This window comes from Arthrobacter sp. HS15c, from assembly GCF_040812005.1.
In the GTDB taxonomy this organism is placed as follows: domain Bacteria; phylum Actinomycetota; class Actinomycetes; order Actinomycetales; family Micrococcaceae; genus Arthrobacter.
On record NZ_JBFOHM010000012.1, the window covers coordinates 46560 to 72922 of the forward strand.

Genomic DNA, 26363 nt, shown 5'->3' on the forward strand with positions numbered 1-26363 from the left:
CATGACGATTACCGTCTCCCGTACAGCAGTACCCGAAAACGGCGTGGTCCGTTACGCCAGCATTGGCGGACTTGAACTCGAGGCGGGCGGCTACCTGCCCGAAGTCACGCTCGCCTATGAAACGTGGGGAACGCTCAATGAGGACGGCTCCAATGCCGTCCTCATTGAGCACGCCCTGACCGGCAGCACGCACGTGACGCGCGGCGACAGCGACGAGCCCGGCTGGTGGGAGCAGCTGGCAGGCCCGGGCGCGCCGGTAGACACGGACAGGTTCTTTGTGGTGTCCATCAACATCGTGGGCGGCTGTTACGGTTCCACCGGCCCGTCGTCGCCCGCACCGGACGGGCAGCCGTGGGGCTCACGCTTCCCGCTCGTGACCCTCCGTGACAGCACCGCAGCCGAGGCCCGGCTGGCGGACCAGCTGGGCATCGGCAGCTGGTATGCCGTCCTGGGCGGGTCCATGGGCGGAGCCCGCGCCCTGGAATGGGCCGTGACCTACCCGGACCGGGTTGAGCGCTGTGCCGTGATCTCCATCGGCGCCGCCAGCACCGCAGAGCAGATCGCCTTCGCACAGGCCCAGACCCTCGCCATCCGCCAGGACGCCAACTTCAACGACGGCGACTACTACGGCGGAGCCTTCCCTGAGGACGGGCTGGCCCTGGCACGGCGGATCGCCCACATCACGTACCGGTCAGCCCAGGAATTCGACGGCCGGTTCGGCCGGTCGCCCCAGGCTCCCGAAACCCCGCTGCAGGCAGCGGCGCTGGGGGACCGGGGCCGCTACCAGGTGGAGAGCTACCTGGACCACCAGGGCAGCAAGCTCGTCAGCCGCTTTGATGCCAACAGCTACATTGCCATCACCGAGGCTCTCATGAGCCACGACGTCTGCCGCGGCAGGGGTTCCCTCGCCGAAACCCTGGCCCGGGCAACCGCCAGGTTCTTCGTGGCCGCGGTGGACTCGGACCGGCTCTACTTCCCGTCGCAGTCCCACGAACTCGCCGCGGCACTTCCCGGAGACGTGGATGTCCACGTCATTGAAGCACCCATCGGCCACGACGGCTTCCTGACCGAGATCGGCCAGCTGGGCAGCCAGCTCCGGAAGACGTTCCTGGTCTGACTGGGTTGCCCGGCCGACTGTCCCGGCTGGCTAGCCGTCCATGATTTCGGAGCGCCGCTTCATGTACTCGTCCACGGCCATCTCGCCGTTGCTGTACTGCTGGTCCAGTTCCGCGAGTTTGCGGGCCCGGAAGCCCTGCGGGGCCGACGGCGGCGGGGGAGTTGCGGGGGCGGCAGGCTGCTGCGGTGCCTCCGCGGCCTGGCCCGGCACAGGCTGGCCGTACGGCGGGAACTGCTGGTCCGCGGGCGGAACGGGCATCATGGGCGGCAGCGGCTGGCTGGGCGGCAGGGGCTGCGGGCCGTCGAGCTGGCGGAAGCCGCCGCTCATGTAGTCCTGCTGGGTGTAGCCGTCACGCGGCTGGCGGCTCTGTTGCCCGGGGAACTGGCCGCCGCCGGGGAACTGGTCCGGGTAGCGTCCGGAGAAGCTCTGTTCCTGGTTCCGCTTGTTGACGGATTTCCGGTACATCCGCATCGCCATCGGAATCAGGAACGACAGAATGATGATCCAGAAGAACAAGCTGTTCACGGTGTAGCGCCTCTCATGTGTGTCCTTCCAGCTTAGCCCCGGTGCGCACGCGGACGGCCGGGGTTCCCAGGAAGGCCCCATATCTGTCCACTGCGTCTTCCACGGCGTTGGCCAGCGGGGAGCCGGGCACCGGACCGGCCGGATCGAACAGGCGGATGTCCAGTTCGCACCGGCCGGGGAGCAGCGTGTGCCGCCAGGAGCCGACCATCCGCCCGTCCAGCAGCACCACGTGCAGCAGCGAGCCATCGACCGGGAAGGCAGGAGCGCTGCCGCCCAGGTAGTGCCGGGACGCGGAATAACCCATCACATATTCGTCGTAGCACTGGATCAGGTCGATCCGCGGTCCGCTGTCAGCGCTGCCGGCGCCATGCCCGGCACCGTGATAAAATACGACGCCGTCAATCACCACCGTGCCGAGGGCTTCCGGATGTTCCTCGATGGCCAGGTGCAGGCCCTCCCGGACCTCGGCCATCGTCAGTCCCGACCAGTCGGCACAATCCTTGACGGTGGCGGGACCACGGCTCGTGAAATAGCGCCGGGCCAGCTCCGCCAGCGCCTCTGGCCGGGTCGGCGGCACGGCCGGCCCGGCAGGCACCCGCTCGTCAAAAAGGGCGTACGTTTGCTTCAGCGCGCCGCCGCGGCTGCGCACCGGCGCTCCGCTGACCAGGACGCCGCTGATTTCCGCGTGCATGATCAGGTAGGCAAGTTCCAGGCCCTTTCCGGCGAAGCCGGCGTCCTGCAGCCTCGCCGCGAGCTGCTCGCGGGTCAGGTGGTTGCCGCCGGCGACGGCCCCGGCCAGCACCTCGCCGCTCCGGGCGGCTGCGGCGGTGTCGATCCCGGTGCGGCGGTACATGCCCGCATTGCCCTGGTGGAGCCGCGGCGCGGACAGGGCAAGGAGCCAGCGGAGATCGTCCCGGTGGACAAAATGCCACGTGGGCCGCAGGATGTGGGTCCGCAGGATCCGGCCGTCGGCCACCGCCTCCTCGATGTCCGCGGCCGTGGCGGGGCCTCCACCGGTGGAACCGGCCCGCCCGCCGGCTGATCCATCGGCTGACGAGCGCTGGGCCAGGCTCCAGCGGGCGTAGGGAAAATCCTGTGCCTGGACGGCCAGCAGGTTCCGCAGGGCTGCTTCCGGGGACGGCGCTGCCGGACCGCGGAGCATCTGGGACTGAAGCCGACGCCGCACCACCGCACCAGGTTCCATGCCTGCCGCCTGATTCACGCTTCGCGGTTCCGGCCCGGCCGCGGCTAGTGCCGGGCCGCGTCAGTGGAGCCGAGCGGACCCTCGCCGGATCCCAACGGGACGCCCGGGCCGAACACGGGTCCTGGCGTCGGACGCTTGGCGGTGATCCCGTCCCCGGAGGAACGGTGGCGCAGCCGCCGCACCACCCACGGGACAAAGTATTCACGCGCCCACACGAGGTCCCCGGACCGGGCTTCGCGCCAGGTGCGCGGCGGCAGCGGCTTGGGCTGCAGGGGCTCCAGCGTGTGGCTGACGTTGAGCGAGTCCAGCACCATGGCCGCGATGGTGTGGTGTCCCAGGGGCGAGAAGTGCAGCCTGTCCTCGTCCCACATCTGCGGGTCGCTGAGCTGCCGCAGGGACCACATGTCGGCGATGATGGCGTCATGCCGGGCCGCAACGGTCCGCAGGTTCTCGTTGTAGATGGCAACCTTGCTGCGGATCCGGCCAAGCACCGAGGACCCGGTGTCCGGGCCGTTGAAAAGCACCACGGTGGCGCCGCCCATGCCCAGGATCTGCACCACGGAATCGAGCCGCTCCGCCAGGACGTCGGGGTCGCCGCCGGGACGGATGAGGTCGTTGCCGCCAGCGGAGAGCGTGACCAGGTCAGGCTTCAGGGCAAGGCACGGGGCAAGCTGCTGGTCCACGATCTGCTGCAGGAGCCTGCCGCGCACGGCGAGGTTGGCGTAGGCGAAATCGCTTTGGCCGCGGCCCAGTTCCTCCGCCACCCTGTCCGCCCAGCCCCGGTAGCCGCCCGGCCTCGTCGGTTCGGGGTCGCCGATGCCTTCGGTAAAGGAATCGCCCATGGCCACATAGCGGCTCCAGGGATGTTCCGCGACGTCGGACGGCGGGTTCTGCATGGCTCTGGCTTCACTCACGGTCCTATCCTGCCTCCTCGTTCTCAAGCTACGCCAACGTAGGTTGTTACCGCCGGGTAGCTGTAAGAATGGAAACCATGACTGACGCCGAAGTATTTCCCGCCCCCGTTGTTTTGTGGTCCCAGCCCGAGGACCAGCGCGCCGGAAAGCCGCTGCTGGTGCTGCTGCACGGGTACGGCGCCAACGAACAGGACCTCCTGAGCCTGGCGGACATGCTGCCGGCCGACTTCGCGGTGGCTTCAGTGCGTGCCCCGATGGCCATGGGGCCGGGCTTCACGTGGTTCCCGCTGACAGCCTCGATCGACTACTCCCTGGACGCCGTGAAAAAGGCCTCCGGGTATGTGCTGGACTGGATCGACACCATCAAGGACGGCCACTCCTCGGTGACGCTGCTGGGTTTCTCCATGGGGATGGCCATGGCCACCACGCTGCTGCGGCAGCGTCCCGCGGACTTCGCCGCCGTCGTCGGCCTGTCCGGCTTTGCCGTGGACGCCGGCGGGGACCCCACGTTCCGCGACGCCGAACTGGACGGCACGGTGCCGATGTTCTGGGGCCGCGACCAGCAGGACCCGGTGATCACCCCGGACAAGATCGAATTCACCATGGGCTGGGTGCGCAAGCACGTCAAACTCACCAAGGTGCTTTACACAGGCATGTGGCACGGCATCAACCAGCAGGAGGTCGGGCACGTGTCCGAGTTCCTGACGCACGAGGTGCTCAACAAGTAAGGCACGACGGCGGCGACGCAGCTGTTGCGCCCGGACCGCCACACGCTGCCGCGCGGGTCAGGCCTCCGGCGCGACCACTTTCACGGTCTGCCCGTTGACGGTGACGGTATCGCCGTTGTGCAGCTGGCGTCCGCGGCGGTCATCAATATCCCCGTTGACCTTGACGAGCCCGTTCTTGATCAGCTCGGCTGCCTCCACCCCGTCCTCCACCAGGCTGGCGAGCTTCAGGAGCTGGCCGAGGCGGATCATGCTGTCGCGGATGGGGATCTCTTCGATGTCCGGGTTGCTCATACAAGCAATAATGCCTGACGTAAGGTGGATTCAATGACCCACACCCCCCGGCTGCCGTTGCTCGCAGGCCTCCCGTTGGCAGTCGGAGCAGGGCTTGCCATCCCGGTCCAGGGCCGGATCAACGGCGCACTTGGTGCCCGGCTCAATGACGGGATCGCCGCGGCGGTGGTGAGTTTCAGCACAGGCCTGGTCCTGATGATCCTGATTTCCCTGGTCCTTCCCAAGGGACGCGCCGGCCTCGCGAAGATCGTACCGGCCGTCCGAAACCGCGCCTTCCCGCCGGTGTACGTCCTGGCCGGCGGGATCGGGGCGCTGTTTGTCTTCGCCCAGTCCTTCACCGTTGGCCTCCTGGGCGTGGCCCTGTTCACCGTGGCCACGGTGACCGGCCAGACGGTGAGCGGCCTGCTGGTGGACCGGCTGGGCATCGGCCCCGCGGGGAAGAAACCGGTGACCGGCATCCGGATCATCGGCTGCGTCCTCACCATCGCCGCCGTGGCATGGGCGGTCTCGCCACGGTTCGCGGCCCCTGCAGCGGCTTCCGCTGGAGCTTCCGGAGCGGCCGGCGGGCCGGAGACGCTGCTGCTGCCGCTCCTGCTGCCTGTCCTCGCGGGGTTCCTGATGAGCTTCCAGCAGGCCATGAACGGAACAGCCACTGTCCACTACGGCACACCCATCGCGGCAACGCTGGTCAACTTCGTGGCCGGCAGCGTGGTGCTGTGGACTGCGTGGGGCATCAAGGTTGCCGTTGCCGGGCCGGGCAGCCCTTTGCCGGGGGAGTGGTGGTACTACGTTGGCGGGCCCATGGGCTGCGTGTTCATCGGGCTGGGCGCACTCCTGGTCCGCAGCCTTGGAGTCCTTGTGACAGGCCTGGGCATGATTGCCGGGCAGCTGTTGGGCTCCCTTGGCCTTGACCTCCTGGTTCCCGCTCCGGGAACCATCGTGGCGCCTGCCACCGTCCTGGGCACCGTCCTCACCCTGGCCGCCATCATCCTGGCCACACTGCCCTGGCCCCGGGGCGCTTTCAGGAGGTAGTGGCCGGTAGGCTAGGACACGCAGCTTTCTGCAATCTTTCCTTCGCCCGCCCCGCCCGGCCACCAACGGTGATTCGCCAACGGTGATCCCGGCGGCCAGATAACCCGCGGACCGCACCCAGCGGCCCTGTAGAAATTGGAGTTCCACCATGGCAGCAAAATCCGTTCTCGACCAGGTCATTTCCCTCTCCAAACGGAGGGGCTTCGTGTTCCAGGCCGGTGAGATCTACGGTGGTTCGCGTTCTGCCTGGGACTACGGGCCCCTCGGCGCCGAGCTGAAGGAAAACATCAAGCGCCAGTGGTGGCAGTCCATGGTCCGCGGCCGCGAAGACGTGGTGGGCCTGGACTCCTCCGTCATCCTGCCCCGCCAGGTATGGGAAGCCTCCGGCCACGTCGACGTCTTCTCCGACCCGCTGGTGGAGTGCCTGTCCTGCCACAAGCGCTACCGCGCGGACCACCTCGAGGAAGAATACGAGGAAAAGAAGGGCCGTCCGGCCGAAAACGGCCTGAAGGACATCGCCTGCGCCAACTGCGGCACCCGCGGCGAATGGACCGAACCCCAGGAGTTCTCCGGCCTGCTCAAGACCTTCCTCGGCCCCGTCGCCAGCGAAGAAGGCATGCACTACCTGCGCCCGGAAACGGCCCAGGGCATCTTTGTGAACTTCAGCAACGTGCTCACCACGTCCCGCAAGAAGCCGCCGTTCGGCATCGGCCAGATCGGCAAGTCCTTCCGCAACGAGATCACGCCCGGAAACTTCATCTTCCGCACCCGTGAATTCGAGCAGATGGAAATGGAATTCTTCGTCGAGCCCGGCACGGACGAAGAGTGGCACCAGTACTGGATGAAGGAGCGCATGTCCTGGTACACCAGCCTGGGCATCCGTGAGGAGAACCTGCGCTTCTTCGAGCACCCGCTGGAGAAGCTCAGCCACTACTCCAAAGGCACCACCGACATCGAATACCGCTTCGGCTTCCAGGGCTCGGAATGGGGCGAGCTCGAAGGCATCGCCAACCGCACCGACTTTGATCTCTCCACCCACTCCAAGGCCTCCGGCCAGGACCTGAGCTACTTCAACCAGGCCACCAATGAGCGCTACACCCCGTACGTGATTGAGCCAGCCGCCGGCCTGACCCGTTCCTTCATGGCGTTCCTCGTGGACGCCTACACCGAAGACGAGGCTCCCAACGCCAAGGGCGGCGTCGACGTCCGCACCGTCCTGAAGCTGGACCCCCGCCTGGCCCCGGTCAAGGCCGCGGTGCTGCCGCTGAGCCGCAACGAGGACCTGTCGCCGAAGGCCAAGGACCTGGGCGCGCAGCTGCGCAAGAACTGGAACATCGACTTCGACGACGCCGGCGCGATCGGCCGCCGCTACCGCCGCCAGGACGAGATCGGCACGCCGTTCTGCATCACCGTGGACTTCGACACCCTCGAGGACCACGCCGTGACCATCCGTGAGCGGGACACCATGACCCAGGAACGCGTGTCCCTGGACAAGGTGGAAGGCTACCTGGCCGCCCGCCTGATCGGCGCCTGAGCATGGCCATCGAATACCGCGAATGGCGCGAAGGCGACGACCTGGCGCTGCTGGAGATCTGGGGCGACCCGGAGACGTTCCAGGCCGGCCAGTTCCGCGGCGCCCTGACCGTGTCCTCCGCCGGTGCTGACGGAACCCCGTGGCGTCGCACCATCGTGGCCGAAGACGTCGTTGACGGCGTCGGCATTCCGGTGGCAGCGGGCGTGGTGTACGAGGCATCGCTGCACCCCGAGCGGCTGTGGGCCTACATCGAGGTGGCCCGGGATCACCGGCGCGCCGGCATCGGTGCGACGCTCCTGACCATGCTCCGCCGCGAAGCCGACCATGCGCCGTCGGGCGTTACCAAGCTCCGCGCGAAGGTCCAGCCCGGCAGCCCCGGGGCCGCGTTCGCCGAGGAGTTCGGCCTGTCGGCCATCCAGCGTTCCCGGCTGGTGGTGGTGGAACCCGGCGCCCTGAAGCTGCCGGTCTTCCCGGCCAAGGACAACGGCGGCCGCCCGGCCAACGACGAGAACGCAGGGTCCGATGTGGTCATGGACCTCGCCACCGGGTCCGTTGAGCTGACCGACGTGGTGGGGCGGTACTACACGTCCATCCACGGCTGGGATTCACCGGGCGTGCTGTCCATGGGGCAGGTGCAGAAGCTCTTCCTTGACGACCTCACCGGCGCCCACGGTGCGATTGTGCTGCGGGCCGAGCCGGAGTCCGCCTTCGGCTCGGGCGTTGCGCCCAGCAAGAAGGGCAGGATCCGCGCCTTCGCGGTGAGCTACGCGGAGGCCTCCCAGGATCCGCTGGCCCCGGAAGGCTCCGCTCCGGGTTCGGCTGCCACGGATGTTTTTGTTGGCCACGATCCTGCCCTGGACACCGCCGATGCCGCCGAAGCGGTCCGCGACCTGCTCTCGCTCATCGCGTACCAGCACCCGGTCATGCTGGAACTGGACGACTCCATGGCAGCCCTGCGTGCCGCCGTCGAACCCCTGCTGGACAGCGGCAAGGCGCGGCAGGCGGGCGCGGAAACGCTGATCGTCGCGGACTGACCCTCCCACCCAACTAAGTATCAGCAGGTGTCGTTTTGGAGCCTCAAAACGACACCTGCTGCTACTCACATGGGCGTCACCTTCGCTTGGGCGGCCAAGGGATAAAGCCGCTGGTGGATTCGACGTACTCGCGGTAGCCTGGCCGGCCGGACATCGCCTTCTCTGTCAGCGGCTTGCCCGTCTTCCCGGCCAGTGTCCACACCATCAGGGCCGGTGACAGCAGCGTCAGGACGCCCGGCCAGGACTCCGCGGTGACCAGGAACAGGCCGATCCAGACGGCGGCATCGCCGAAGTAGTTCGGGTGCCGGGTGTAGCGCCAGAGCCCCGTGTTGAGCACCGTCCCGCGGCGTGACGGATCCTTCTTGAACCGGGCCAGCTGCCAGTCGCCCACGGCCTCAAAAATGAAGCCGGTCAGCCACAGCAGGACTCCCAGGAGGGCGAGCCACCCGACCGGTCCGGTGGAGAACATGCCCACCTGGACGGTGAGGGAGACAAAGAACATGACCACGCCCTGCGGCAGGTAGACCCGGCGGAGGGTGTAGACGTTGCGTGAACCCGGCGCCGAACCCAGCATCGCCTTGTAGCGGGGATCCTCGTGCCCGTCGCGGGCGCGCCAGCCGATGTGCACGCCCAGGCGGAGCCCCCAGATGGCTGTCAGCACCAGCAGGAGCAGCCGCCGCAGGTCATCTCCGTAGGCGGCTGACAGGAACCAGGACACGGCGGCGACAGCCACAAAACCCGGCCCCCACGCCACGTCCATGACGGAGTGCCTGTCCTGCCGGACTGCCACGGCGAAGGTCAGGGCCAGGACCAGGACAACGGCCAACGCCGTCCAGGGGAGCGAAGCCACGAACTCCGGCCAAGGAAAAGGATTCACAGGGTGACCTGGACGGATGTCGCAGGCAACAGGTCATCCAGGGCACGCGCCGAGGCGGGACCGGCCCCGGTCGCCTCGCCGAAGGCTTTCATGATGAAGCCCGTAGCCAGGGCATGCCACAGGCGGACCCGGCGGAACATAAAATGGCCGGCCCCCTTGAGGGTCACGTACTGCATGGAGGCGGTGCCGGTGGCGCGGCGGGCAAACTTGAGCGACTCGGAGGCGCTGGTCCAGCGGTCGGTGGTCCCGTGGACAATCAGCACTTTCTTCCCGGCAACCCGGGTCGAGGGTGTTTCGGGGCTGAGCCAGGGCGCGAGGGCCACTACGGCGGCCACCTGCGGATCGTCGGCCGCGCACACCGCCGTCAGCCCTCCCATGGAATGTCCCAGCAGGAAGACCGGAACCCCCGGGTGCCGCTGCCTGATCTGCTCCAGGGCCCACCGGGCATCCTGCAGCGGCGTCATGTCGTGGCCGTTCCAGCCCCGCACGCTGTTGCGCAACGACCACACCGCCAGGCCATGGTCCCGCCCGGCGCGGTGCAGGTGTTTGGCAAACGGCACCATCCGGGCGGGGCTCAGGTGGTGTGCCGCCACAGGCTCGAAGCTGTGCGACTTGCCCCCATGGAGCACGAGCGCCACACCCAGCGTGGGTCCGGACGGCTCCAGAACAGTCAGGACCGCCGCGCGCGAGGGCCGGTCAACGGCCCCGGCGGAGTGAGGCTTGCCGGGTTCATCAGTCTTGCGCTTGGTCACGCGGGGTTCCTCCCAGTTCCTGGTGGTCCATTTATCAACCCTATGGCGCCGGACGTAGAGTTCAAGGTATGAGGTTCAACTGCTGATGGGGTCCGGTCACACCCACGTTTCACAAGGCCATTCGGAGCCGACGGCCCAGGCGATTGCCGCCCGCAGGAAAGCGAACTACATACTCGCCGCAGTGCTGGTGCCGCTCACCCTGCTGACCCTGGCAGCGATGGCCATGCTGTGGCCGTCCGGGAGCAAGGAAGGCATTTCCCTGGCCAACCCATACTCGGCGGCGCCGGGGGTGACGTTCGACACCGGCAAGATCCAAAGCGTGGTGGTGGAAAGCTGCATGCAGGGCACCGCGGCGCCCAACGCGAATTCCGGCCAGCAGGCTTCCGGCGGCGAGGGCTCGGACTGTACGTTCGCCTTCACCGAGCCGGACAAGGGGGGCAACCCCGTCAAAGTGGTGATCAACCCGGACATCGCCAAGTCCCACGGCGTGAAGCCGGGGGACCAGATCCGGTACCTCAACCTCTCCAACGCCCAGGGCGCGTCCGCGGGGCAGGGTTCCCCGGCCTACATTTTTGTGGACTTTGTCCGGACACTGCCCATTGTCCTGCTGGCCCTTCTGTACGCGGTGGTGGTGATCGCGGTTGCCCGCTGGCGGGGACTCCGGGCCCTGATCGGACTTGTCGGAGCGTACTTTGTGCTGGTCAGCTTTATGCTGCCGGGACTGGTGGAGGGCAAGCCGCCGCTGCTTCTGGCGTTGGTGGGTTCCACGGTGATTATGATCGGGGTCCTCTATTTCGCCCACGGCTTCTCGGCGCGGACGTCGACGGCGTTGCTGGGCACCATGTTTGGCCTCGCCATCACGGCGCTCCTGGCAGCCTGGGCCACCGACGCCGCAAACCTCGCGGGCGTGGGCAACCACGACGCCGCCACACTGGTGAACACCTCGGCCAACATTTCCATCTCCGGGGTGATCCTGTGCGGCCTGATCATCTCGGGCCTGGGCGTCCTTAACGACGTCACCATCACGCAGTCGTCCGCAGTCTGGGAACTGTACGAACTTGCCCCCGCCACGAGTGCCCGCAAGCTGTTCACCTCGGCCATGAGGATCGGACGCGACCACATCGCCTCCACCGTCTACACCATCGCCTTCGCCTATGCGGGGGCGGCGCTGCCCATCCTGATCATCGTGATGCTCTACGACCGCCCGCTGGGGGATACCCTCACCAGCGCCGAACTCTCCGAGGAAGTCATCCGGACGCTGGTGGGTTCCATCGGGCTGGTCCTCGCCATCCCGGTGACCACGCTCATCGCGGTACTGGTGGTCAAAGCAACCGGAATCCGGACCGCCGGGCTCCCGTCGGGTCCCGCTGCAGGGGACCACGGCGAAACCCAGGAGCGCCGCGCCGTGAGCCCGGACGACGTGGACGACACCGGCGCGCTCGCCGCCGCTGCGGCGGTGGCTGCAGAAACAGGGCAGGCAGAAACGCCGGCAGAAACACGGCGGGGACGCAGGGCGGACCGCGGCTGACTGGCCGCGGCCCCGCCGTCAGGCGCTTCAGGGAAGCATCCCTGCCGAGGGTGCCGCTCCCGATTTGCCCGGCTTTGCGACAATGGACAGGTGACTGTTACAGCAACGCCTCCTGCCCCCAAGCTGGAACTCCCGCCCCTGAAGCTGGGCCCCATCACGGTGGACACCCCCGTGATCCTGGCTCCCATGGCGGGCATCACCAACTCCGCCTTCCGCAGGCTCTGCCGTGAGTACGGCGGCGGCATGTACGTGGCGGAGATGGTCACCTCCCGCGCCCTTGTGGAGCGCACGCCCGAATCCCTGCGCATCATCTCGCACGACGACGACGAGAAGGTCAGGTCCGTGCAGCTGTACGGCGTGGACCCGGTGACCGTGGGCGCCGCCGTCCGGATGCTGGTGGAGGAAGACCGGGCCGACCACATCGACCTGAACTTCGGCTGCCCGGTTCCCAAAGTGACCCGGCGCGGCGGCGGCTCGGCCCTGCCGTGGAAGATCGACCTGTTCACCTCGATCGTCCAGACCGCGGTCAAAGAGGCGTCCAAGGGCAACGTCCCGCTGACCATCAAGATGCGCAAGGGCATCGACGAGGACCACCTGACGTACCTCGACGCCGGCCGGATTGCCCGCGATGCCGGTGTCGCCGCCGTCGCACTCCACGGCCGCACGGCCGCACAGTTCTATTCGGGCCAGGCTGACTGGACCGCCATCGCCCGGCTGCGCGAAGCCCTGCCGGACATTCCCGTCCTGGGCAACGGCGACATCTGGTCCGCAGAAGACGCCGTGCGCATGGTCCGGGAAACCGGCGTCGACGGCGTGGTGGTGGGCCGCGGCTGCCAGGGGCGGCCCTGGCTCTTCGGGGACCTGCAGGCCGCGTTCGAAGGCAGCGACACCAGGCACAAGCCCAACCTGCGGCAGGTAGCGGAAGGGGTCTACCGCCACGCGGAACTGATGGTGGAAACCTTCGGCGACGAGGGCAAGGCCCTCCGCGAGATCCGCAAGCACATGGCGTGGTACTTCAAGGGCTACGTGGTGGGCGGGGAGCTGCGCACCCGGCTGGCCCTGGTCACCAGCCTGGAGGTGCTGCGCGAAACACTGGCCGAGCTGGACCAGGACTCGCCGTACCCCGGCGTGGACGCAGAAGGTCCCCGCGGCCGTGCAGGATCGCCGAAGAAACCGGCGCTGCCCAAGGACTGGCTCGAGTCCCGCGCCCTCAACGATGCGCAGTCCCAGGAAATCGCGGCCGCGGAGCTGGATGTTTCCGGTGGCTGAAACCCGCACCACCGCACCGGTCCTGCCCGGCTACGACGCCCACGATTCCGCCCGCTGGGTGGAGGAGCCTCCCAAAACCACCTACCGCTCCGACTTCGAGCGCGACCGCGCCCGGGTGCTGCACTCGTCGGCGCTGCGGCGGCTGGGCGCCAAGACCCAGGTGGTGGCGCCGGACACGGACGACTTCGTCAGGACCCGCCTGACACACAGCCTGGAAGTGGCGCAGGTCGGCCGTGAACTGGGCCGCGCCCTGGGCTGCGACCCGGACGTGGTGGACACGGCCTGCCTCAGCCATGACCTCGGACATCCGCCCTTCGGCCACAACGGCGAGTCCGCCCTGAATGAGGTGGCGCACGCCATCGGCGGCTTTGAAGGCAATGCCCAGACCCTCCGCCTGCTCACCCGGCTGGAGCCCAAGGTCCTGGCCACGGACGGCCGCCCGGCCGGCCTGAACCTCACCCGGGCAAGCCTGGACGCCGCCGCGAAGTATCCCTGGTCTGCCCTGGAGGCGCCGGTGATCCACGGCCAGCGCACCAGCAAGTTCGGCGCCTACGAGGACGACCTCCCCATCTTCAACTGGCTCAGGGAGGGCGCACCGGTGCGCCGGTCCTGCCTGGAAGCCCAGGTCATGGACCTGGCGGACGACATTTCCTACTCCGTGCACGACGTCGAGGACGCGATCGTCGCCGGGCACTTCCAGCTCCGCTGGATGGACAACCCGGACCACCGTGCCCGCGTGGTGGGCTACGCCAAGCAGTGGTACCTCCCGCACAACGATCCAGCCGCCATTGACGCTGCCCTGGCCCGGCTGGAAGCCACCGACGTCTGGGTGCGCGAGGCAGACGGAAGCCGCAAATCCATGGCTGCCCTGAAGAACATGACCAGCCAGCTGATCGGCCGGTTCTGCCAGAGCGCCCTGGAGACCACCCGCACCCTGTATGGCCCGGAGAACCTCACCAGGTACAACGCCGAGCTGATGGTGCCGGACGAAACGGTGATGGAGATCGCGGTGATGAAGGGCCTGGCCACCACGTTCGTGATGACCACCGAGCACCGCCAGCCGATCTACGAACGCCAGCGCGAGGTGCTGCACTCCCTGGTCACCGCGCTGAGTGCCACTGGCGACCGCCATCTCGAACCCATGTTCGCGGCGGACTGGCGGGACGCGGCCGACGACGGCGCACGGCTCCGCGTGGTCATCGACCAGGTCGCGTCGCTGACGGACGGCTCGGCGCTGGCCATGTACGAACGGCTCGTGGGGAGCCTGCCGTCGCTGTGGTGACGGACGCCTCACGGCGGACCAGCTTGTCCGGCCCCGGGACTAGGATGGCTTTGTGGCTGGCCTGATCAAACGTGAAGATATCGACGAAGTACGCCAGCGCACGGACATCAAGGAAGTGGTTGACGGCTACGTCACGCTCAAGGGTGCCGGGCTGGGAACCTACAAGGGCCTGTGCCCCTTCCACGACGAGCGCTCGCCGTCGTTCACCGTCCGCCCCCAAGTGGGCAGGTACCACTGCTTCGGCTGCGGCGAGGACGGCGATGTCATCGCCTTTGTCCAGAAACAGGACCACACCTCCTTCCACGAGGCCGTGGAGAAACTGGCCGCCCGCATCGGCTACGAGCTGCGCTATGAAGACGGCGGCACCGGGCCCAACCGCGAGGAAGTGGGCAAGCGGCAGCGGCTCCTGGACGCGCACAAGATCGCTGACGAATTCTTCCGCGCCCAGCTGCTAACCCCCGGGGCAGCGGAGGGCCGGAACTTCCTGCACGGCCGCGGCTTTGACCGCGCCGCCGCGGAGCAGTTCGGCGTCGGCTACGCGCCGCAGGGCTGGGACGCGCTCCTTAAGCACCTCCGCGGACGCGGCTTCACCGACCAGGAACTCAAGCTCACCGGAATGTTCTCCGAAGGAAACCGGGGCATCTACGACCGCTTCCGCGGCCGGCTCATCTGGCCCATCCGCGACATCGCCGGGGACACCATCGGCTTCGGCGCCCGCAAGCTCTATGAGGACGACCAGGGCCCCAAGTACCTCAACACCCCCGAGACCACGCTCTACAAAAAGTCCCAGGTGCTCTACGGGATCGACCTCGCCAAACGGAGCATCGCCAAGGACCGCCAGCTGGTGGTGGTGGAAGGCTACACGGACGTGATGGCATGCCACCTCGCGGGAATTCCGACGGCGGTGGCCACCTGCGGCACGGCGTTCGGCACCGAGCACATCAAGATAGCCCGCCGCCTGCTGTCTGACGACGGCACCGGGGGAGAGGTCATCTTCACCTTCGACGGCGACGCCGCCGGCCAGAAGGCGGCCCTGCGGGCCTTCGAAGAGGACCAGCGCTTCACCGCGCAGACGTATGTGGCAGTGGAGCCCACCGGCGCAGATCCCTGCGACCTGCGGCAAACCAGGGGGGACGCCGCGGTCCGCGACCTCATCAGCACCCGCCGGCCGCTGTTCGAATTTGCCATCCGCGCCACCCTGAAGCGGCACAACCTGGACACCGTGGAAGGCAGGGTGGCCGCCCTGCGGGAGTCCGCTCCCGTGGTGGGCCAGATCCGCGACGTCGGCATCAGGCCCGAGTACGCCCGTGAACTGGCGGGCTGGCTCGGCATGTCCGTGGAGGAAGTCAGCAGGGCCGTAGCGGTCGCGATGAAGCGGGCTGCCTCGGGCCCGCCGGGCGCTCCGGGCGCCACTGCCCCGGGCGGTGCCCACACCTCGGCGCCGACGCCGCAGGCGGGCGGACCCGGCGTCGCTGCAGGGCCGGCGTCGGGAGCGGTCCCTTCCTACCACCGCCCCGACCCCCGCGACCCCGTGGCGTCCATGGAGCGGCAGGCGATCGAGGTGGCGCTGCAGGAGCCTTCGCTCCTGGGCGGAGGCATCTGGGAGCGTTTCTCGGCTGCGAGATTTGTCACACCGGCCTTCCAGGCCGTTCATGATGCCATGCGGGCCTCCGGACCCGGGCTCATCGGAGACCCCGTGCGCTGGGTGGAGCAGGTCATGAACGAGGTGCCGGAACCCCTCCGGCCGCTGGTGTCCGAACTTGCTGTGGTGCCCCTGCCCGCGAGCACCGAGGAAGCGGTCCAGAAGTACTGCAAGGACATCCTCTCGCGGCTGTTCGAGCTGCAGATCACCCGGGTGAAGGCGGACAAAATGGGCCAGCTGCAGCGGCTGGATCCGGCGGCTGACCCGGAGGATTTCCAGCGGCTCAACAGGGAACTGATGATGCTGGAAATGGAACGCCGGGCACTGCGCTCGGACGCGTAGGGCGGCCCGATTTCACTTCCCCGCGGGGTCTTTGCTAGGCTTGTACCCGCTTCATTCCTCCTTAGCTCAATTGGCAGAGCATTCGACTGTTAATCGAAGGGTTGCTGGTTCAAGTCCAGCAGGAGGAGCGCGCAGTCCCCGTTCCGGGCCTCCGGAACGGGGACTTTTTTATACCCGGGGAGGGTATTTCTTCGCTGTCAGGGCGCCGATTTCCCATAGCCCTGAAACGTTTGCTAATGTCATACCTGCTTCATTCCTCCTTAGCTCAATTGGCAGAGCATTCGACTGTTAATCGAAGGGTTGCTGGTTCAAGTCCAGCAGGAGGAGCAAACACAAAAAGTCCCCGTCCTCCATATGGAGGGCGGGGATTTTTTGTCTCTTCCCGTTGCCGCGGTCTTGGTTCATGATGTGGGGACACCCGGATGTCATGGACACAGGACGCGGAGGCACGCATGGCGGGGACGCTTGCACGCCGGGCGGTCATCATAGGGGCCGGCATCGGCGGCCTGACGTCCGCCCCCGATCCCTGATGTCATCGCGCGGATCGATCCGGCGGCGATCATACGCGCCGACATCTACTCCATGCGGAGGCCGCTGCCGGCACTCCACCGGGGCAAGGTGGCGATCCTCGGCGATGCCGCCCACGCGATGGCACCGAACCTGGGCCAGGGTGCCTGCCAGGCGGTAGAGGACGCCGTTACCCTCGCCTACTGCGTTGCCGCCGCGGACGCTGTGGCTGACGGCCTTGCGGACTACACGGCCGCCCGTCTGCCGCGAACCTCGCTGATAGTGCGCCGTTCTGAGCAGATCGCGCGGCTCGCCACGGCCCGGAATCCCGTGGTGCGGAGGCTCAGGAACGGCATGCTGCGCAGCATGGCGTTCTTTGGCCCCTCGGCCGCGCTGCGGCAGGCCGACTTCGTGATGCGCTGGGACCATCCGGCGCTTTCCCCCGCCGGGCCGCAGTCGTCGTGATCTGTCAGACGAAGTCCATCTCCACCTGCAGGAAGCGCTCCGCCTCGGCGATGGCCGCCTGGAAGGCCTCCTGCTCGGTGGGGGACTTGCGCGGCTCCCGCGGGTGCCATTCGTGCGGGGCGGAGTACACGCGCGTGAAGCCGGAGTCCGGTGGCGCGTAGAAGATGCCGAAGCGCTGCACGGGCCATTCGGCGGAGGTCTCGGGCGCTACGAGCAATGCCGCGTTAAACGCGGGGTTGTACCACTGCGCGATGGGACGGCGGCGGTCCTCGGTGAAGAGACCCGCGGCGTACAGTGCCGCCGACTGCTCACCTGTTTGGGCACACAGCCGATCCCACCACAGGGGCAATATGCCGGTGTCGCACCGTTGCCACGTGGCCGGGAGTGGCGGTGGGGCCTGCCAGCTGTGCACGGAAACATTTTATCGCGGGAAGCGCCCCGGGCGGCAGGGGGCGGAACGGAAGGAGGGCCCTCGGCTTGGCACGCACCGTGCTGCTGCCGCAGGTTGGTCAGCGGCGGTTCCAGGGGCCCGGATTGAGGCGGTAGAGCAGGGCTGAGCCGGCAAGTGAGCCAAGGATGATGCCGATCGCCGGGTTGCCCAGCGCCCGGCCGGCAAAGTAGCCCACGACGGCGCCCAGCACCGCGCCGAGGAACAGTCCCCGCCCGTTGCGGTGCGGCTTGCGTGTCATCGTCCCACCCTACTGCCGGAGGTTGCGGCCCCAGGCCTGTCGCAGGCGATCAGTGGATCGAAGGGACGGTGCGGGGCCGGACCACCAGCCACAGGGCCGCAATTCCCAGCAGGATGCATGCGGCCTGCACGGCGCCCATGGGTGTGGCGGTCTCGATGCCCAGCCAGCCCACCACCGGAGAGATCAGCCCGGCCATCATGAACGTGGCCGCGCCCAGGAGCGAAGCCGCCGTACCCGCCTTGTCGCCATGGCTGGCCAGGGCCAGGACCTGCACGCAGGGAAAAGTAAAGCCAGTGCCCAGGATGTAGAACCAGAGCGGCACCATGACTCCCCACAGGCCCAGTCCCAGCTGGTCGAAGAGAACAATCAGCAACGACATCAGGAACATCCAGGCCGTGGAGCACGCCAGGATCCACTGCGGCGGTACGCGCCTGATGAGCCGCGAGCTGGTCTGGACACCGGCGACGATGCCCAGGGAGTTGATGCCGAACAACAGGCCGTACTGCTGGGGGGAGAACCCAAAGACGTCCTGGAACAGGAACGGCGAAGCGGAGAGATACGTAAAGAGCCCGGCGAAGTTCATGCCGCCCACCAGTAGGAGCCCCACGAAGATCCGGTCGGTGAAGAGGACTTTGTAGCGCTGGCCGGCCGTCAGGCCGGACTGGCCGCGGTTTTCCGGCGGGAGGGTCTCACGGACCAGGAAGAGTGCTGCGATGATCACCAGGGTGCCGTAGGAGGCGAGGAACACAAAAATCCCGGGCCAGGGCATGACCAGCAACAGCTGTGAGCCGATGACCGGCGCCAGGATGGGGGCGAGACCGTTGACGAGCGCCATCCGGGAGAACATCCGCACCATCGCATATCCGGAAAATAGGTCCCTGACCATGGCCATGGCAACCACACCGCCGCCCGCGGCGCCGACGCCCATCAGCACGCGGAACAGACCCAGCGTCGCGATGTCGGTGGAGAGCGCTGCCCCTACGGACGCTGCGATATGCAGGGCCGTGGCAAGAATCAGCGGAAGCCGCCGTCCGAACTTGTCACTGAAGGGCCCCACCACCAACTGGCCCAGGGCGAAGCCCACCGTTGTCCCGGCCAGCGTCAGCTGGACCTGCGCCTCGGTGACTCCCAGGCTGGCCTCAAGCGCGGGGAAGGCCGGCAGGTACAGGTCGATGGTGAACGGTCCCAAAGCGGTAAGCGCGCCGAGCAGGAGGATGTACAGGAGTTTCCGGCGGCGGGTCAGCAGATCGCCCGGATTGGCGGTTATGGTCACGGAGATCAATCCTAGGCCCGATGCATCCAACATTTACAGCGTTGGAGGGCACGCCGCTCCGCATGGCCCGAAGTTCGTCCTGAACCTGAATGATAGTTTTGTGGGCGGGGACTGTGCAGTTGCACTCTCCCGCAGTACACGGAAGCCGAATCGACCATGCAACCAGTTAGGCGGAACCGATGAGCGGACGTCACAGCGGGCGGACCAGCCAGGGCCTGCGCATCACTGCGCTCCCCAGAACCCTCAAACTCCTTTTCCGGTTGGCCCCCCGCCAGATCAATGACGAAATCGCCCTGGCCAAGGTTGAGATCAAGCGCAAGGGCGTCCAGCTCGGAGTCGCCGCCGCATTCTTCGCCGTCGCACTGGTTTTTGTGGCGTTCCTGGTAGTGGGGCTCATCGTTGCCGCCATCATGGGCCTGGCCACCATCATGCCGGCGTGGCTGGCTGCTCTGCTGGTCAGTGCCGCGTTCCTGCTGATCGCCGCGGTCGGCGGCCTGGTGGGATTACAGAAGTTCAAGAAGGCCATGCCGCTGGTTCCGGAGGAGACCATCCGGGGGATCAAGCACGACCTCGGCATCGTCAAGGAAGGCTCGGACTTCAACCCGGCCCTCCTCGATCCGTCCAGCCCCGAAGCGAAGGCCGCCAAGGCCGCCAAAGCAGAAGCTGCTGCGAAGGCCAAGGCCGAGAAGGAAGCCAAAGCCGAGGCGCACGATAAGGAATTCCCGCACGCGTCCGAACCCGAGCTGCACCGCCGCCTCGACCAGCGCCGGCGCCACCTCACGGAGGTCCGCGACGAACTGGACACCGAACTCGACATCAAGCCCCAGGTCCGGTTCCTTGCAGGTGCCGCACAGGAAAAGCTGCGGGAGGGCCAGGCCCTGCTGAACCATGGCCGGGAGGTCGCCGCGGAGAAGTTTTCCGGCCTGTCAGGGGAACCGGGGAGGGCGGCCCTTCGTTGGAAGCCCTTGGCCGCTTTTGCAGGCGCTGCCGCCGTTTTTGTGGTGCTGCTGCGCAAGCTGCTGAAGAACCCGTAGCTGCACACGCCATGCTGCACACCATGCTTTGAGGAAAGGGGGGACGGGATGAAGTTCATTGGTGCTGGCTCCCGTCCGGGCCGCCCCCAGGTTGACCACGACCTCGTCTTCACGGTCCCCAATGCCCTCACCGTCCTGCGGTTTATGGGCGTCCCGCTCTTCATCTGGCTGGTCCTGGCCCAGAAGGAGTACGGCTGGGCCGTCGTGGTCCTGGCGGTCATGGCCAGCACCGACTGGGTCGACGGCTACGTGGCCCGCCGCTTCGACCAGGCGTCCAGGCTGGGCCGCGTGATGGACCCGATCGCAGACAGGCTGGCGCTGATCGCCGTCGCCGTCACCCTGGTGATCGCCGGAGTGGTGCACTGGCTCTACCTCGCCGCGCTGGTCATTCCCGACGCCGTCCTGCTCGTCCTGACGCTTTCCTACTTCGGCGGCCACCCGGACCTTCCGGTGAGCCGGGTTGGCAAAGTCCGCACCGGGCTGCTGCTCCTCGGCACGCCCATGCTGGTGCTGTCCCGGCTGGACGTTCCGCTGGCCGGGGCCCTGCACATTGCGGCCTGGGTGGTGCTGGGCCTCGGCCTGGCCGGGCATTGGATTGCCGCTTACAACTACTTCTGGGCCATCCTGCGGAAGGGCAGAATGCACCCACCTCACGACGGCGGCACCGCCTGATGGTGTGGGTGGCGGTTCTGCTCGCGGTCCTCGGAGCATTTTTCCTGGCCATCGGTGCACAGAAGCAGGGCAGTGCCGTTAAGGCCGATACCGGCGGGCTGGCACTCAGTTCCAACGGCTTCCTCAGGTTGCTGCGCAACCCGCGCTGGGTGCTCGGACTGCTCCTGCTCTGCGTCGGGATGGGAATGAACGCCGTCGCCCTGGTTTCCGCCCCGCTGACCGTGGTACAGCCGATCGGCGCGATTGCGCTGGTGATCACCACCGTGGTCAACGCCCGGGACCAGGACCTCACCATCAACAGGGCAACCTGGGTGGCCATCGCAGCGTGCGTCAGCGGGTCGGCGCTGTTTGTCCTCCTCGCAGTCAACGTGACGCAGGAGAACCACCATGTCAGCCACGACGATGAGCTCACGATTGTGCTGCTGCTGGCGCTCGCAGTGGGCATTTTCGGCACTTTGGCCGCCATGTTCCGGCACCGGATGAGCGCGTTCGTCTACATCCTGGGTGCGGGCGTCCTGTTCGGCTTCGTGGCCGTCCTGACGAGGATCATCGGCAAGCACCTGCTGGATCCCAATGGGCTGGTCCTGCTCAACGTGCAGTGGTACTCCGTGGTGGCCATAGCCGCAGCCGGCGGCCTGGGCTCCTGGTTTGTCCAGAACGCCTACTCCGGCGGACCGCCGGACCTCGTCATCGCCGGCCTCACTGTCATCGACCCGATCGTGGGGATCGCCATTGGCATCGTCATACTGGGCGAACTCCGTCCGGACGTCCACGCCGTGATGGCGATTGCCATGGGTACGGCTGCTTCCCTTGCTATCGTTGGGGTGATCGCCCTTTCCAGGCACCACCCCGAGGTCACCAAGCGCAAGAAGGATGCGCGGAAGGCCGCGGGCCGGGCGTCCCACTAGCCGATTTTCACTAAAAGGCCCGGCACTACCGTGCCAGCGGCCAAGCGGTGCTGTCAGCCTTAACTGCCGGCACCGAGACCATCAGGAGCTCTCCACGTGACAACGCCCGCCGACCAGCCTCCGCTGACTGTCCTGATCGCCGCGGACACCTATCCGCCCCACATCAACGGTGCCGCCACGTTCGGTTACCGGCTGGCCAAGGGAATGACCGGGCGCGGCCACGACGTGCATGTTCTGGCGTGCCGCGCGGACAACGGAAAGAGCTTTACGGAGTTCCGGTCCGAGGCCACCGTGCACCGGCTCCGATCGCATGGGGTCTTTACGCACGAATACTTCCGGATCTGCTTTCCGTGGGAGATCAAAAAGGAGATCAGCCTCCTGTTCGACCGGGTCAAGCCCGACGTCGTACACATCCAGAGCCACTACATGATCGGCGAACACGTCCTCTACGAAGCCGTCAAGCGCGGCATTAGAGTTGTGGCCACCAACCACTTCATGCCCGAAAACCTCAACCCCTTCCTGCCGTTCCCGCAGTGGTTCAAGGACATCATCGGAAAGATCTCCTGGAAGGACATGGGCAAGGTCATGGGCCAGGCCGACGTCGTCACCACCCCCACGCCCCTGGCGGCCAAGGCGATGCACCAGCATGCCTTCCTCCGCAAGGTGCTGCCGCTTTCCAACGGCATCGATGCCTCGGCCTATGAGCTGCAGCCCGGGGAAGTCATCGAACGCCACGCGCACCCCACCCTGCTGTTCGTGGGCCGGCTGGCCGAGGAGAAGCACGTGGACGTGCTGATTGATGCCGTGTCCAAGACGCCGGCGGACCTGAACGTCCACCTGGAAATTGTTGGCGGCGGCGAGGTGCGGTCCGCCCTGGAGGCGCAGGTGCAACGGCTGGGCCTGGGGGACCGGGTGAAGTTCCTGGGCCTGGCCAGCGACGAAGACCTTCGAGAGGCGTACATCAAGGCTGACCTGTTCTGCATGCCCGGCACCGCCGAACTGCAGTCACTGGTCACACTGGAGGCCATGTCGGCGTCCACGCCGGTGTTGCTTGCCGACGCCATGGCATTGCCGCACCTGGTGCGGGACGGCGAGAACGGGTACCTCTTCACCCCGAACGACAGCAACGACCTTGCGGCCAAGATCGCCCGGGTCCTCCAGCTTCCGGCAGAGGAGCTGGCTGAAATGGGCCGGGCCAGCCGCCGGATGGTGGAGCCGCACAGCATGCAGGGAACACTGCAGACCTTTGAGGACCTCTACCGCGGAGCAGGCTTCGAAGACAAGGTGGTCTGAAGGCATTCCGTGATTTGCTAGAGTGTTTTTGCCCCGCTGGATCCGAAGCTCCCCTGGACGCGGATCCGCAGGGCGCACGGGGCTATAGCTCAGCTGGTTAGAGCGCGGGACTCATAATCCTAAGGTCCTCGGTTCAAGTCCGAGTAGCCCTACCCCTGGAACCGTTATTTCAGTCCAAAGAACCGTGGCCACAACAGGCCGCGGTTCTTTGGTTTAACCCGCAGGATACGGTATGTTACTGACCAGTAACTTAGTGGGTTCCCTGGGACATCCATCCCTCGGGGCTCTTCCGCCCGTACTGATCCACTGCGAGGAAACCATGTCCAGGAAATCCATTGACATCAACAACCTTCCGTACGCCGACGGTGACTTTTTCGCTTTTGAGCAGATGCTCACGGGGAAGGAGCAGGACAGGCTCGCGGAGGTCCGCGAATTCCTTACCCGCGAAGTCCGTCCGATCGCCGTGGACTGCTGGAACCGCGGCGAATTCCCGATGGATCTCATCCCCAGGCTGGCCGAGATCGACCTGGTCAGCCCGGTCAGGCGCCAGGGGCACTCCAACCTGTTCGCCGGACTGATGCATGCGGAAGTCACGCGGGCCGACACCTCGATCTCGACGTTCATGGGCGTCCATGACGGACTCTTTACCGGATCCATTGAGGCGCTGGCCTCGCAGGAACAGCAGGACGCCTGGCTTCCGGACATCTACTCGCTGAAGAAGATCGGGGCATTCGGGCTGACCGAGCCGCTGGGCGGCTCGGATGTGGCCGGCGGCACCCGCACCACTGCCCGGCGCGAAGGGGACTCCTGGATCCTCAACGGCGCCAAGCGCTGGATCGGCAACGCTACCTTTTCGGACTGGGTGGTCATCTACGCGCGGGACCTCGCGGACAACCAGGTCAAGGGCTTCCTGGTGGACACCAAGCTTGCCGGGTTCAGTGCAACCAAGATCGAAAACAAGATCTCCCTGCGCACGGTCCAGAACGCGGACATCAACCTGGACAACGTGGTGGTGCCTGACTTCTTCAAGCTCGCCAACGCCAACAGTTTCCGCGACACCAACAAGGTCCTCAAGGTCACCCGCCTTGGCGTTGCCTGGCAGGCCGTGGGCCAGCAGCTGGCGGCGTTTGATGTGGCCCGGCGCTACGCCGTGGAGCGTCACCAGTTCGGCCGCCCGCTGGCATCCTTCCAGCTGGTCCAGAGCCAGCTGGTGCAGATCCTGGGGAATGCCGTCAGCTCCATGGGCATGATGGTCCGGCTCTCCCAGCTGGAGGACGCCGGCCAGGCGAAAGACGAGCAGTCCGCCCTGGCGAAAGCCTTTACGACGGCACGGATGCGCGAAAGCGTGGCGATCGGGCGCAGCCTCCTGGGCGGCAACGGAATCGTCACCGACTTTGAGATGGCCAAGATCTTCGCCGACGCGGAGGCCATCTACTCCTACGAAGGCACGCATGAGGTCAATACCCTGGTGACGGGCCGCGCCATCACGGGCATTTCCGCGATCGTTTAGCCTGCGCGATCGTCCTGTCCCGGATCGGGCCGGCCCCCGGACAGGGGGAGCAGGATGGACGGCCGGAGGTCAAGTACGAACTCCAGCGGATTCACGTAGTCCTCGCCGCGCCGGACGCCCCAGTGGACGCACGGACGGGGGCCACAGTGGCCGGGCATCAAGGTGCCGATCGTGTCACCTTTGGCCACCGTGTCGCCGGCCTTCAGCGGGCTCTCCACCGGTTCGAAACTGCTCCGGAGCCCGTTTCCGTGGTCAATGGTGATCACCGGCCGGTCAACCACCACGCCCACGAAGCTGACGGTTCCGGACTCCGGCGAGGTGACCGGAACGCCGTCGTGCGTTGCCTCAAGGTCCACCCCGCGGTGTCCGCTCATCCACGGCTTGTCCGGGGGATCAAACGCCCGAAGCACTCCGGGCCTGGGCGCAAGAGGCCAGTGCCACGTGGGCTGGGCCGGAGCCGGTCCGGCAAATGCCGAAACGTCCGGGTAACGGCCTCCGGGGACCGGGGCCGGTGCGGCGGACAGCACCTCACCGGCCGGCGTGACCGACGCCGGAAGCAGCAGGACCGCGGCGAGCAACGCTGGGGCTTTCATCTGCCCAGCATCCCGCCGCCATTCACACTGAGGGAAGGCCCGTTTTTGCTATGTGGACAACGCCTGAGGCGCCCCTCCGGGTGTCCGTCGGGAGGGGGTGCCTGTAGTACACTTGATGGAGCAGTTTGCTGCGCCCTCAACGTTTGTCGTGTCAGCGGTTAAATCCGCCGGTCCGGCACGCGTCGGCACGTCTCATTCAGAGGTGCGGGGGAGCGGCGGCTGACTACGCGCATCCAGCCCTCTGAATCTGAAGCCCCGGCTTCATGTGAGGAGGATTGTGCCTCCCGCGGTCAGGACCCCAGGGCCCTGATGGGAAGCGCAATGGATGCCAGGAGCACGGCCCGCCTTGGGCCACGCTAAACAACCGTCAACTATTGGCAGGGTAAGAGGGCCTCAGGGCCTTCTCATGAATGACCTGCCGGAAGGAGCGCCGGCATGCCCGTCGTAACTATGCGCCAGCTGCTTGACAGCGGCGTCCACTTTGGACACCAGACCCGCCGTTGGAACCCGAAGATGAAGCGATTCATCTTCACGGAACGCAATGGCATCTACATCATTGACCTTCAGCAGTCGCTGTCCTACATCGACCGCGCCTACGAGTTCGTCAAGGCCACCGTTGCCCACGGCGGCACCGTACTCTTCGTCGGCACCAAGAAGCAGGCCCAGGAAGCAATTGCTGAGCAGGCAACCCGCGTTGGCCAGCCCTACGTGAACCAGCGCTGGCTCGGCGGTATGCTGACCAACTTCCAGACCGTTTCCAAGCGCATCCAGCGCATGAAGGAACTGGAAGAAATCGACTTCGATGACGTCGCCGGTTCTGCATACACCAAGAAGGAACTGCTGCTCCTTCGCCGCGAACTCACCAAGCTTGAGACCAACCTCGGCGGTATCCGCAACCTGACCAAGGCACCCTCGGTGCTCTGGATCGTGGACACCAAGAAGGAACACCTTGCTGTTGACGAAGCCAAGAAGCTGAACATCCCGGTTGTGGCCATCCTGGACACCAACTGCGATCCGGACGAGGTTGACTTCCCGATCCCGGGCAACGACGACGCCATCCGCTCCGTGAACCTGCTGACCCGCGTTGTCGCCGACGCCGTTGCTGAGGGCCTGATCGCCCGTAACCAGCGCGCCACGGGCACCACGGAAGCTCCGGAAGAGCCGCTGGCTGAGTGGGAGCGCGAACTCCTCGAAGGCAGCAAGGCTGAAGAGGCTGCCGCTCCGGCCGCTGAAGAAGCTGCTGCTCCGGCTGCCGAGGAAGCTCCGGCCGCTGCCGAGGCTCCCGCCGCAGACGCGGACAAGTAACACAAGTAAATCCGGAATACCGGCGCTGCCAGCAGCACCGGAA

General features: G+C 66.7%; 26 protein-coding genes and 3 tRNA genes. 19 read left to right on the forward strand and 10 right to left on the reverse strand.

The window, feature by feature from the left end; all coding sequences use genetic code 11:
- The first annotated feature begins 1 nt into the window (after position 1).
- A complete protein-coding gene (locus tag ABV518_RS19120; RefSeq protein WP_367770240.1) occupies positions 2-1117 on the forward strand; it encodes a homoserine O-acetyltransferase in 1116 nt (371 codons plus the stop codon).
- A 30-nt stretch (positions 1118-1147) separates the two neighbouring features.
- On the opposite strand, the gene ABV518_RS19125 is transcribed toward ABV518_RS19120, so the two are convergent.
- Genes ABV518_RS19125 through ABV518_RS19135 form a run of 3 tightly spaced genes read right to left on the reverse strand, consistent with a single transcriptional unit; the run spans position 1148 to position 3742 of the window.
- Positions 1148-1642, reverse strand: coding sequence for a hypothetical protein (locus tag ABV518_RS19125; protein WP_367770243.1), 495 nt, complete (start codon positions 1640-1642; stop codon positions 1148-1150).
- Positions 1643-1655: 13 nt separating this feature from the next.
- Positions 1656-2846: a winged helix DNA-binding domain-containing protein gene (locus ABV518_RS19130; protein ID WP_367770246.1), complete on the reverse strand. Its 1191-nt coding sequence runs from the start codon at positions 2844-2846 to the stop codon at positions 1656-1658.
- 44 nt (positions 2847-2890) lie between these two features.
- Positions 2891-3742 carry an SGNH/GDSL hydrolase family protein gene (locus tag ABV518_RS19135; RefSeq protein WP_367770620.1) on the reverse strand — a complete coding sequence of 284 codons (852 nt, stop codon included), beginning with the start codon at positions 3740-3742 and terminating at the stop codon, positions 2891-2893.
- A 95-nt stretch (positions 3743-3837) separates the two neighbouring features.
- Between ABV518_RS19135 and ABV518_RS19140 the strand changes: the two genes are divergently transcribed.
- Positions 3838-4488 (forward strand): alpha/beta hydrolase, encoded by a 651-nt coding sequence (locus tag ABV518_RS19140; protein ID WP_367770249.1) that lies wholly within the window; start codon positions 3838-3840, stop codon positions 4486-4488.
- Between the two features lie 57 nt (positions 4489-4545).
- On the opposite strand, the gene ABV518_RS19145 is transcribed toward ABV518_RS19140, so the two are convergent.
- Entirely contained in the window at positions 4546-4779 is a 234-nt protein-coding gene (locus ABV518_RS19145) for an RNA-binding S4 domain-containing protein (RefSeq protein WP_131132544.1), read from the reverse strand.
- A 33-nt stretch (positions 4780-4812) separates the two neighbouring features.
- On the opposite strand from ABV518_RS19145, the gene ABV518_RS19150 reads away from it, so the two are divergent.
- The 3 genes from ABV518_RS19150 to ABV518_RS19160 all read left to right on the forward strand — a co-directional run bounded on the left by ABV518_RS19150 (position 4813) and on the right by ABV518_RS19160 (position 8379).
- A complete protein-coding gene (locus tag ABV518_RS19150; RefSeq protein WP_367770253.1) occupies positions 4813-5811 on the forward strand; it encodes a DMT family transporter in 999 nt (332 codons plus the stop codon).
- 148 nt (positions 5812-5959) lie between these two features.
- Positions 5960-7345: a glycine--tRNA ligase gene (locus ABV518_RS19155; protein WP_131132542.1), complete on the forward strand. Its 1386-nt coding sequence runs from the start codon at positions 5960-5962 to the stop codon at positions 7343-7345.
- A 2-nt stretch (positions 7346-7347) separates the two neighbouring features.
- The gene (locus ABV518_RS19160; RefSeq protein ID WP_367770257.1) at positions 7348-8379 is read left to right on the forward strand and encodes a GNAT family N-acetyltransferase; all 1032 of its coding nucleotides are present in this window, start codon (positions 7348-7350) and stop codon (positions 8377-8379) included.
- Between the two features lie 76 nt (positions 8380-8455).
- Here the strand turns inward: ABV518_RS19160 and ABV518_RS19165 are convergent, their stop codons facing one another.
- Entirely contained in the window at positions 8456-9256 is an 801-nt protein-coding gene (locus ABV518_RS19165; RefSeq protein ID WP_367770259.1) for a DUF1295 domain-containing protein, read from the reverse strand.
- The gene (locus tag ABV518_RS19170) at positions 9253-9930 is read right to left on the reverse strand and encodes an alpha/beta hydrolase (RefSeq protein ID WP_367770623.1); all 678 of its coding nucleotides are present in this window, start codon (positions 9928-9930) and stop codon (positions 9253-9255) included. The genes ABV518_RS19165 and ABV518_RS19170 overlap by 4 nt, the downstream gene beginning before the upstream one ends.
- A 163-nt stretch (positions 9931-10093) precedes the next feature.
- Here ABV518_RS19170 and ABV518_RS19175 point away from each other — a divergent pair, with 163 nt between their 5' ends.
- The 7 genes from ABV518_RS19175 to ABV518_RS19205 all read left to right on the forward strand — a co-directional run bounded on the left by ABV518_RS19175 (position 10094) and on the right by ABV518_RS19205 (position 17043).
- Positions 10094-11536, forward strand: a complete 1443-nt coding sequence (locus ABV518_RS19175; RefSeq protein WP_367770261.1) for a YibE/F family protein — start codon at positions 10094-10096, stop codon at positions 11534-11536.
- A 90-nt stretch (positions 11537-11626) separates the two neighbouring features.
- Positions 11627-12805, forward strand: coding sequence for a tRNA dihydrouridine synthase DusB (gene dusB / locus ABV518_RS19180; RefSeq protein WP_367770263.1), 1179 nt, complete (start codon positions 11627-11629; stop codon positions 12803-12805).
- Positions 12789-14087, forward strand: coding sequence for a deoxyguanosinetriphosphate triphosphohydrolase (locus ABV518_RS19185; protein ID WP_367770265.1), 1299 nt, complete (start codon positions 12789-12791; stop codon positions 14085-14087). Before dusB ends, ABV518_RS19185 begins: the two co-directional genes overlap by 17 nt.
- A 52-nt stretch (positions 14088-14139) precedes the next feature.
- Complete coding sequence (dnaG, locus tag ABV518_RS19190; protein ID WP_367770267.1) at positions 14140-16071, forward strand: DNA primase; 1932 nt, start codon at positions 14140-14142, stop codon at positions 16069-16071.
- A 55-nt stretch (positions 16072-16126) separates the two neighbouring features.
- Positions 16127-16199: transfer RNA gene (locus tag ABV518_RS19195), tRNA-Asn, on the forward strand.
- 126 nt (positions 16200-16325) lie between these two features.
- Positions 16326-16398: transfer RNA gene (locus ABV518_RS19200), tRNA-Asn, on the forward strand.
- Between the two features lie 255 nt (positions 16399-16653).
- Positions 16654-17043 (forward strand): FAD-dependent monooxygenase, encoded by a 390-nt coding sequence (locus ABV518_RS19205; RefSeq protein ID WP_367770269.1) that lies wholly within the window; start codon positions 16654-16656, stop codon positions 17041-17043.
- Positions 17044-17047: 4 nt separating this feature from the next.
- Here ABV518_RS19205 and ABV518_RS19210 read toward each other — a convergent pair whose 3' ends face one another.
- The 3 genes from ABV518_RS19210 to ABV518_RS19220 all read right to left on the reverse strand — a co-directional run bounded on the left by ABV518_RS19210 (position 17048) and on the right by ABV518_RS19220 (position 19005).
- On the reverse strand, positions 17048-17455 hold the full coding sequence (locus ABV518_RS19210) for a hypothetical protein (RefSeq protein WP_367770272.1): 408 nt from the start codon (positions 17453-17455) through the stop codon (positions 17048-17050).
- Between the two features lie 97 nt (positions 17456-17552).
- A complete protein-coding gene (locus tag ABV518_RS19215; RefSeq protein ID WP_131132534.1) occupies positions 17553-17732 on the reverse strand; it encodes a hypothetical protein in 180 nt (59 codons plus the stop codon).
- Between the two features lie 49 nt (positions 17733-17781).
- A complete protein-coding gene (locus ABV518_RS19220; RefSeq protein WP_367770275.1) occupies positions 17782-19005 on the reverse strand; it encodes a multidrug effflux MFS transporter in 1224 nt (407 codons plus the stop codon).
- Between the two features lie 179 nt (positions 19006-19184).
- Here ABV518_RS19220 and ABV518_RS19225 point away from each other — a divergent pair, with 179 nt between their 5' ends.
- From ABV518_RS19225 to ABV518_RS19250, 6 genes are all read left to right on the forward strand, one after another.
- Positions 19185-20039, forward strand: a complete 855-nt coding sequence (locus tag ABV518_RS19225) for a phage holin family protein (protein WP_367770278.1) — start codon at positions 19185-19187, stop codon at positions 20037-20039.
- 48 nt (positions 20040-20087) lie between these two features.
- Positions 20088-20711 (forward strand): CDP-alcohol phosphatidyltransferase family protein, encoded by a 624-nt coding sequence (locus ABV518_RS19230; RefSeq protein ID WP_367770280.1) that lies wholly within the window; start codon positions 20088-20090, stop codon positions 20709-20711.
- The gene (locus ABV518_RS19235; RefSeq protein ID WP_367770283.1) at positions 20711-21619 is read left to right on the forward strand and encodes a DMT family transporter; all 909 of its coding nucleotides are present in this window, start codon (positions 20711-20713) and stop codon (positions 21617-21619) included. Before ABV518_RS19230 ends, ABV518_RS19235 begins: the two co-directional genes overlap by 1 nt.
- A gap of 96 nt (positions 21620-21715) precedes the next feature.
- Positions 21716-22912, forward strand: a complete 1197-nt coding sequence (locus ABV518_RS19240; RefSeq protein WP_367770286.1) for a glycosyltransferase — start codon at positions 21716-21718, stop codon at positions 22910-22912.
- 78 nt (positions 22913-22990) lie between these two features.
- Positions 22991-23064, forward strand: a tRNA-Ile gene (locus ABV518_RS19245).
- Between the two features lie 167 nt (positions 23065-23231).
- Positions 23232-24422 carry an acyl-CoA dehydrogenase family protein gene (locus ABV518_RS19250; protein ID WP_367770289.1) on the forward strand — a complete coding sequence of 397 codons (1191 nt, stop codon included), beginning with the start codon at positions 23232-23234 and terminating at the stop codon, positions 24420-24422.
- Here the strand turns inward: ABV518_RS19250 and ABV518_RS19255 are convergent.
- Positions 24419-25015, reverse strand: coding sequence for a M23 family metallopeptidase (locus tag ABV518_RS19255; protein WP_367770292.1), 597 nt, complete (start codon positions 25013-25015; stop codon positions 24419-24421). The two genes, ABV518_RS19250 and ABV518_RS19255, sit on opposite strands and share 4 nt — an antisense overlap.
- Before the next feature lie 435 nt (positions 25016-25450).
- Between ABV518_RS19255 and rpsB the strand changes: the two genes are divergently transcribed.
- Positions 25451-26320 carry a 30S ribosomal protein S2 gene (gene rpsB, locus ABV518_RS19260; RefSeq protein WP_367770295.1) on the forward strand — a complete coding sequence of 290 codons (870 nt, stop codon included), beginning with the start codon at positions 25451-25453 and terminating at the stop codon, positions 26318-26320.
- Positions 26321-26363 lie beyond the last annotated feature (43 nt).

What these genes read in the sequence shown, in the direction of transcription:
- ABV518_RS19150 (WP_367770253.1), top strand. Translation starts at nt 4,813, where the DNA reads ATGACCCACACCCCCCGGCTGCCGTTGCTCGCAGGCCTCCCGTTGGCA.
- ABV518_RS19160 (WP_367770257.1), top strand. Translation starts at nt 7,348, where the DNA reads ATGGCCATCGAATACCGCGAATGGCGCGAAGGCGACGACCTGGCGCTG.
- ABV518_RS19230 (WP_367770280.1), top strand. Translation starts at nt 20,088, where the DNA reads ATGAAGTTCATTGGTGCTGGCTCCCGTCCGGGCCGCCCCCAGGTTGAC.
- rpsB (WP_367770295.1), top strand. Translation starts at nt 25,451, where the DNA reads ATGCCCGTCGTAACTATGCGCCAGCTGCTTGACAGCGGCGTCCACTTT.
- ABV518_RS19205 (WP_367770269.1), top strand. Translation starts at nt 16,654, where the DNA reads ATGCGGAGGCCGCTGCCGGCACTCCACCGGGGCAAGGTGGCGATCCTC.
- ABV518_RS19145 (WP_131132544.1), bottom strand. Translation starts at nt 4,779, where the DNA reads ATGAGCAACCCGGACATCGAAGAGATCCCCATCCGCGACAGCATGATC.
- ABV518_RS19175 (WP_367770261.1), top strand. Translation starts at nt 10,094, where the DNA reads ATGGGGTCCGGTCACACCCACGTTTCACAAGGCCATTCGGAGCCGACG.
- ABV518_RS19250 (WP_367770289.1), top strand. Translation starts at nt 23,232, where the DNA reads ATGTCCAGGAAATCCATTGACATCAACAACCTTCCGTACGCCGACGGT.
- ABV518_RS19225 (WP_367770278.1), top strand. Translation starts at nt 19,185, where the DNA reads ATGAGCGGACGTCACAGCGGGCGGACCAGCCAGGGCCTGCGCATCACT.
- ABV518_RS19120 (WP_367770240.1), top strand. Translation starts at nt 2, where the DNA reads ATGACGATTACCGTCTCCCGTACAGCAGTACCCGAAAACGGCGTGGTC.
- ABV518_RS19135 (WP_367770620.1), bottom strand. Translation starts at nt 3,742, where the DNA reads ATGCAGAACCCGCCGTCCGACGTCGCGGAACATCCCTGGAGCCGCTAT.
- ABV518_RS19155 (WP_131132542.1), top strand. Translation starts at nt 5,960, where the DNA reads ATGGCAGCAAAATCCGTTCTCGACCAGGTCATTTCCCTCTCCAAACGG.
- ABV518_RS19140 (WP_367770249.1), top strand. Translation starts at nt 3,838, where the DNA reads ATGACTGACGCCGAAGTATTTCCCGCCCCCGTTGTTTTGTGGTCCCAG.
- ABV518_RS19130 (WP_367770246.1), bottom strand. Translation starts at nt 2,846, where the DNA reads ATGGAACCTGGTGCGGTGGTGCGGCGTCGGCTTCAGTCCCAGATGCTC.
- ABV518_RS19185 (WP_367770265.1), top strand. Translation starts at nt 12,789, where the DNA reads ATGTTTCCGGTGGCTGAAACCCGCACCACCGCACCGGTCCTGCCCGGC.
- ABV518_RS19235 (WP_367770283.1), top strand. Translation starts at nt 20,711, where the DNA reads ATGGTGTGGGTGGCGGTTCTGCTCGCGGTCCTCGGAGCATTTTTCCTG.
- ABV518_RS19255 (WP_367770292.1), bottom strand. Translation starts at nt 25,015, where the DNA reads ATGAAAGCCCCAGCGTTGCTCGCCGCGGTCCTGCTGCTTCCGGCGTCG.
- ABV518_RS19215 (WP_131132534.1), bottom strand. Translation starts at nt 17,732, where the DNA reads ATGACACGCAAGCCGCACCGCAACGGGCGGGGACTGTTCCTCGGCGCG.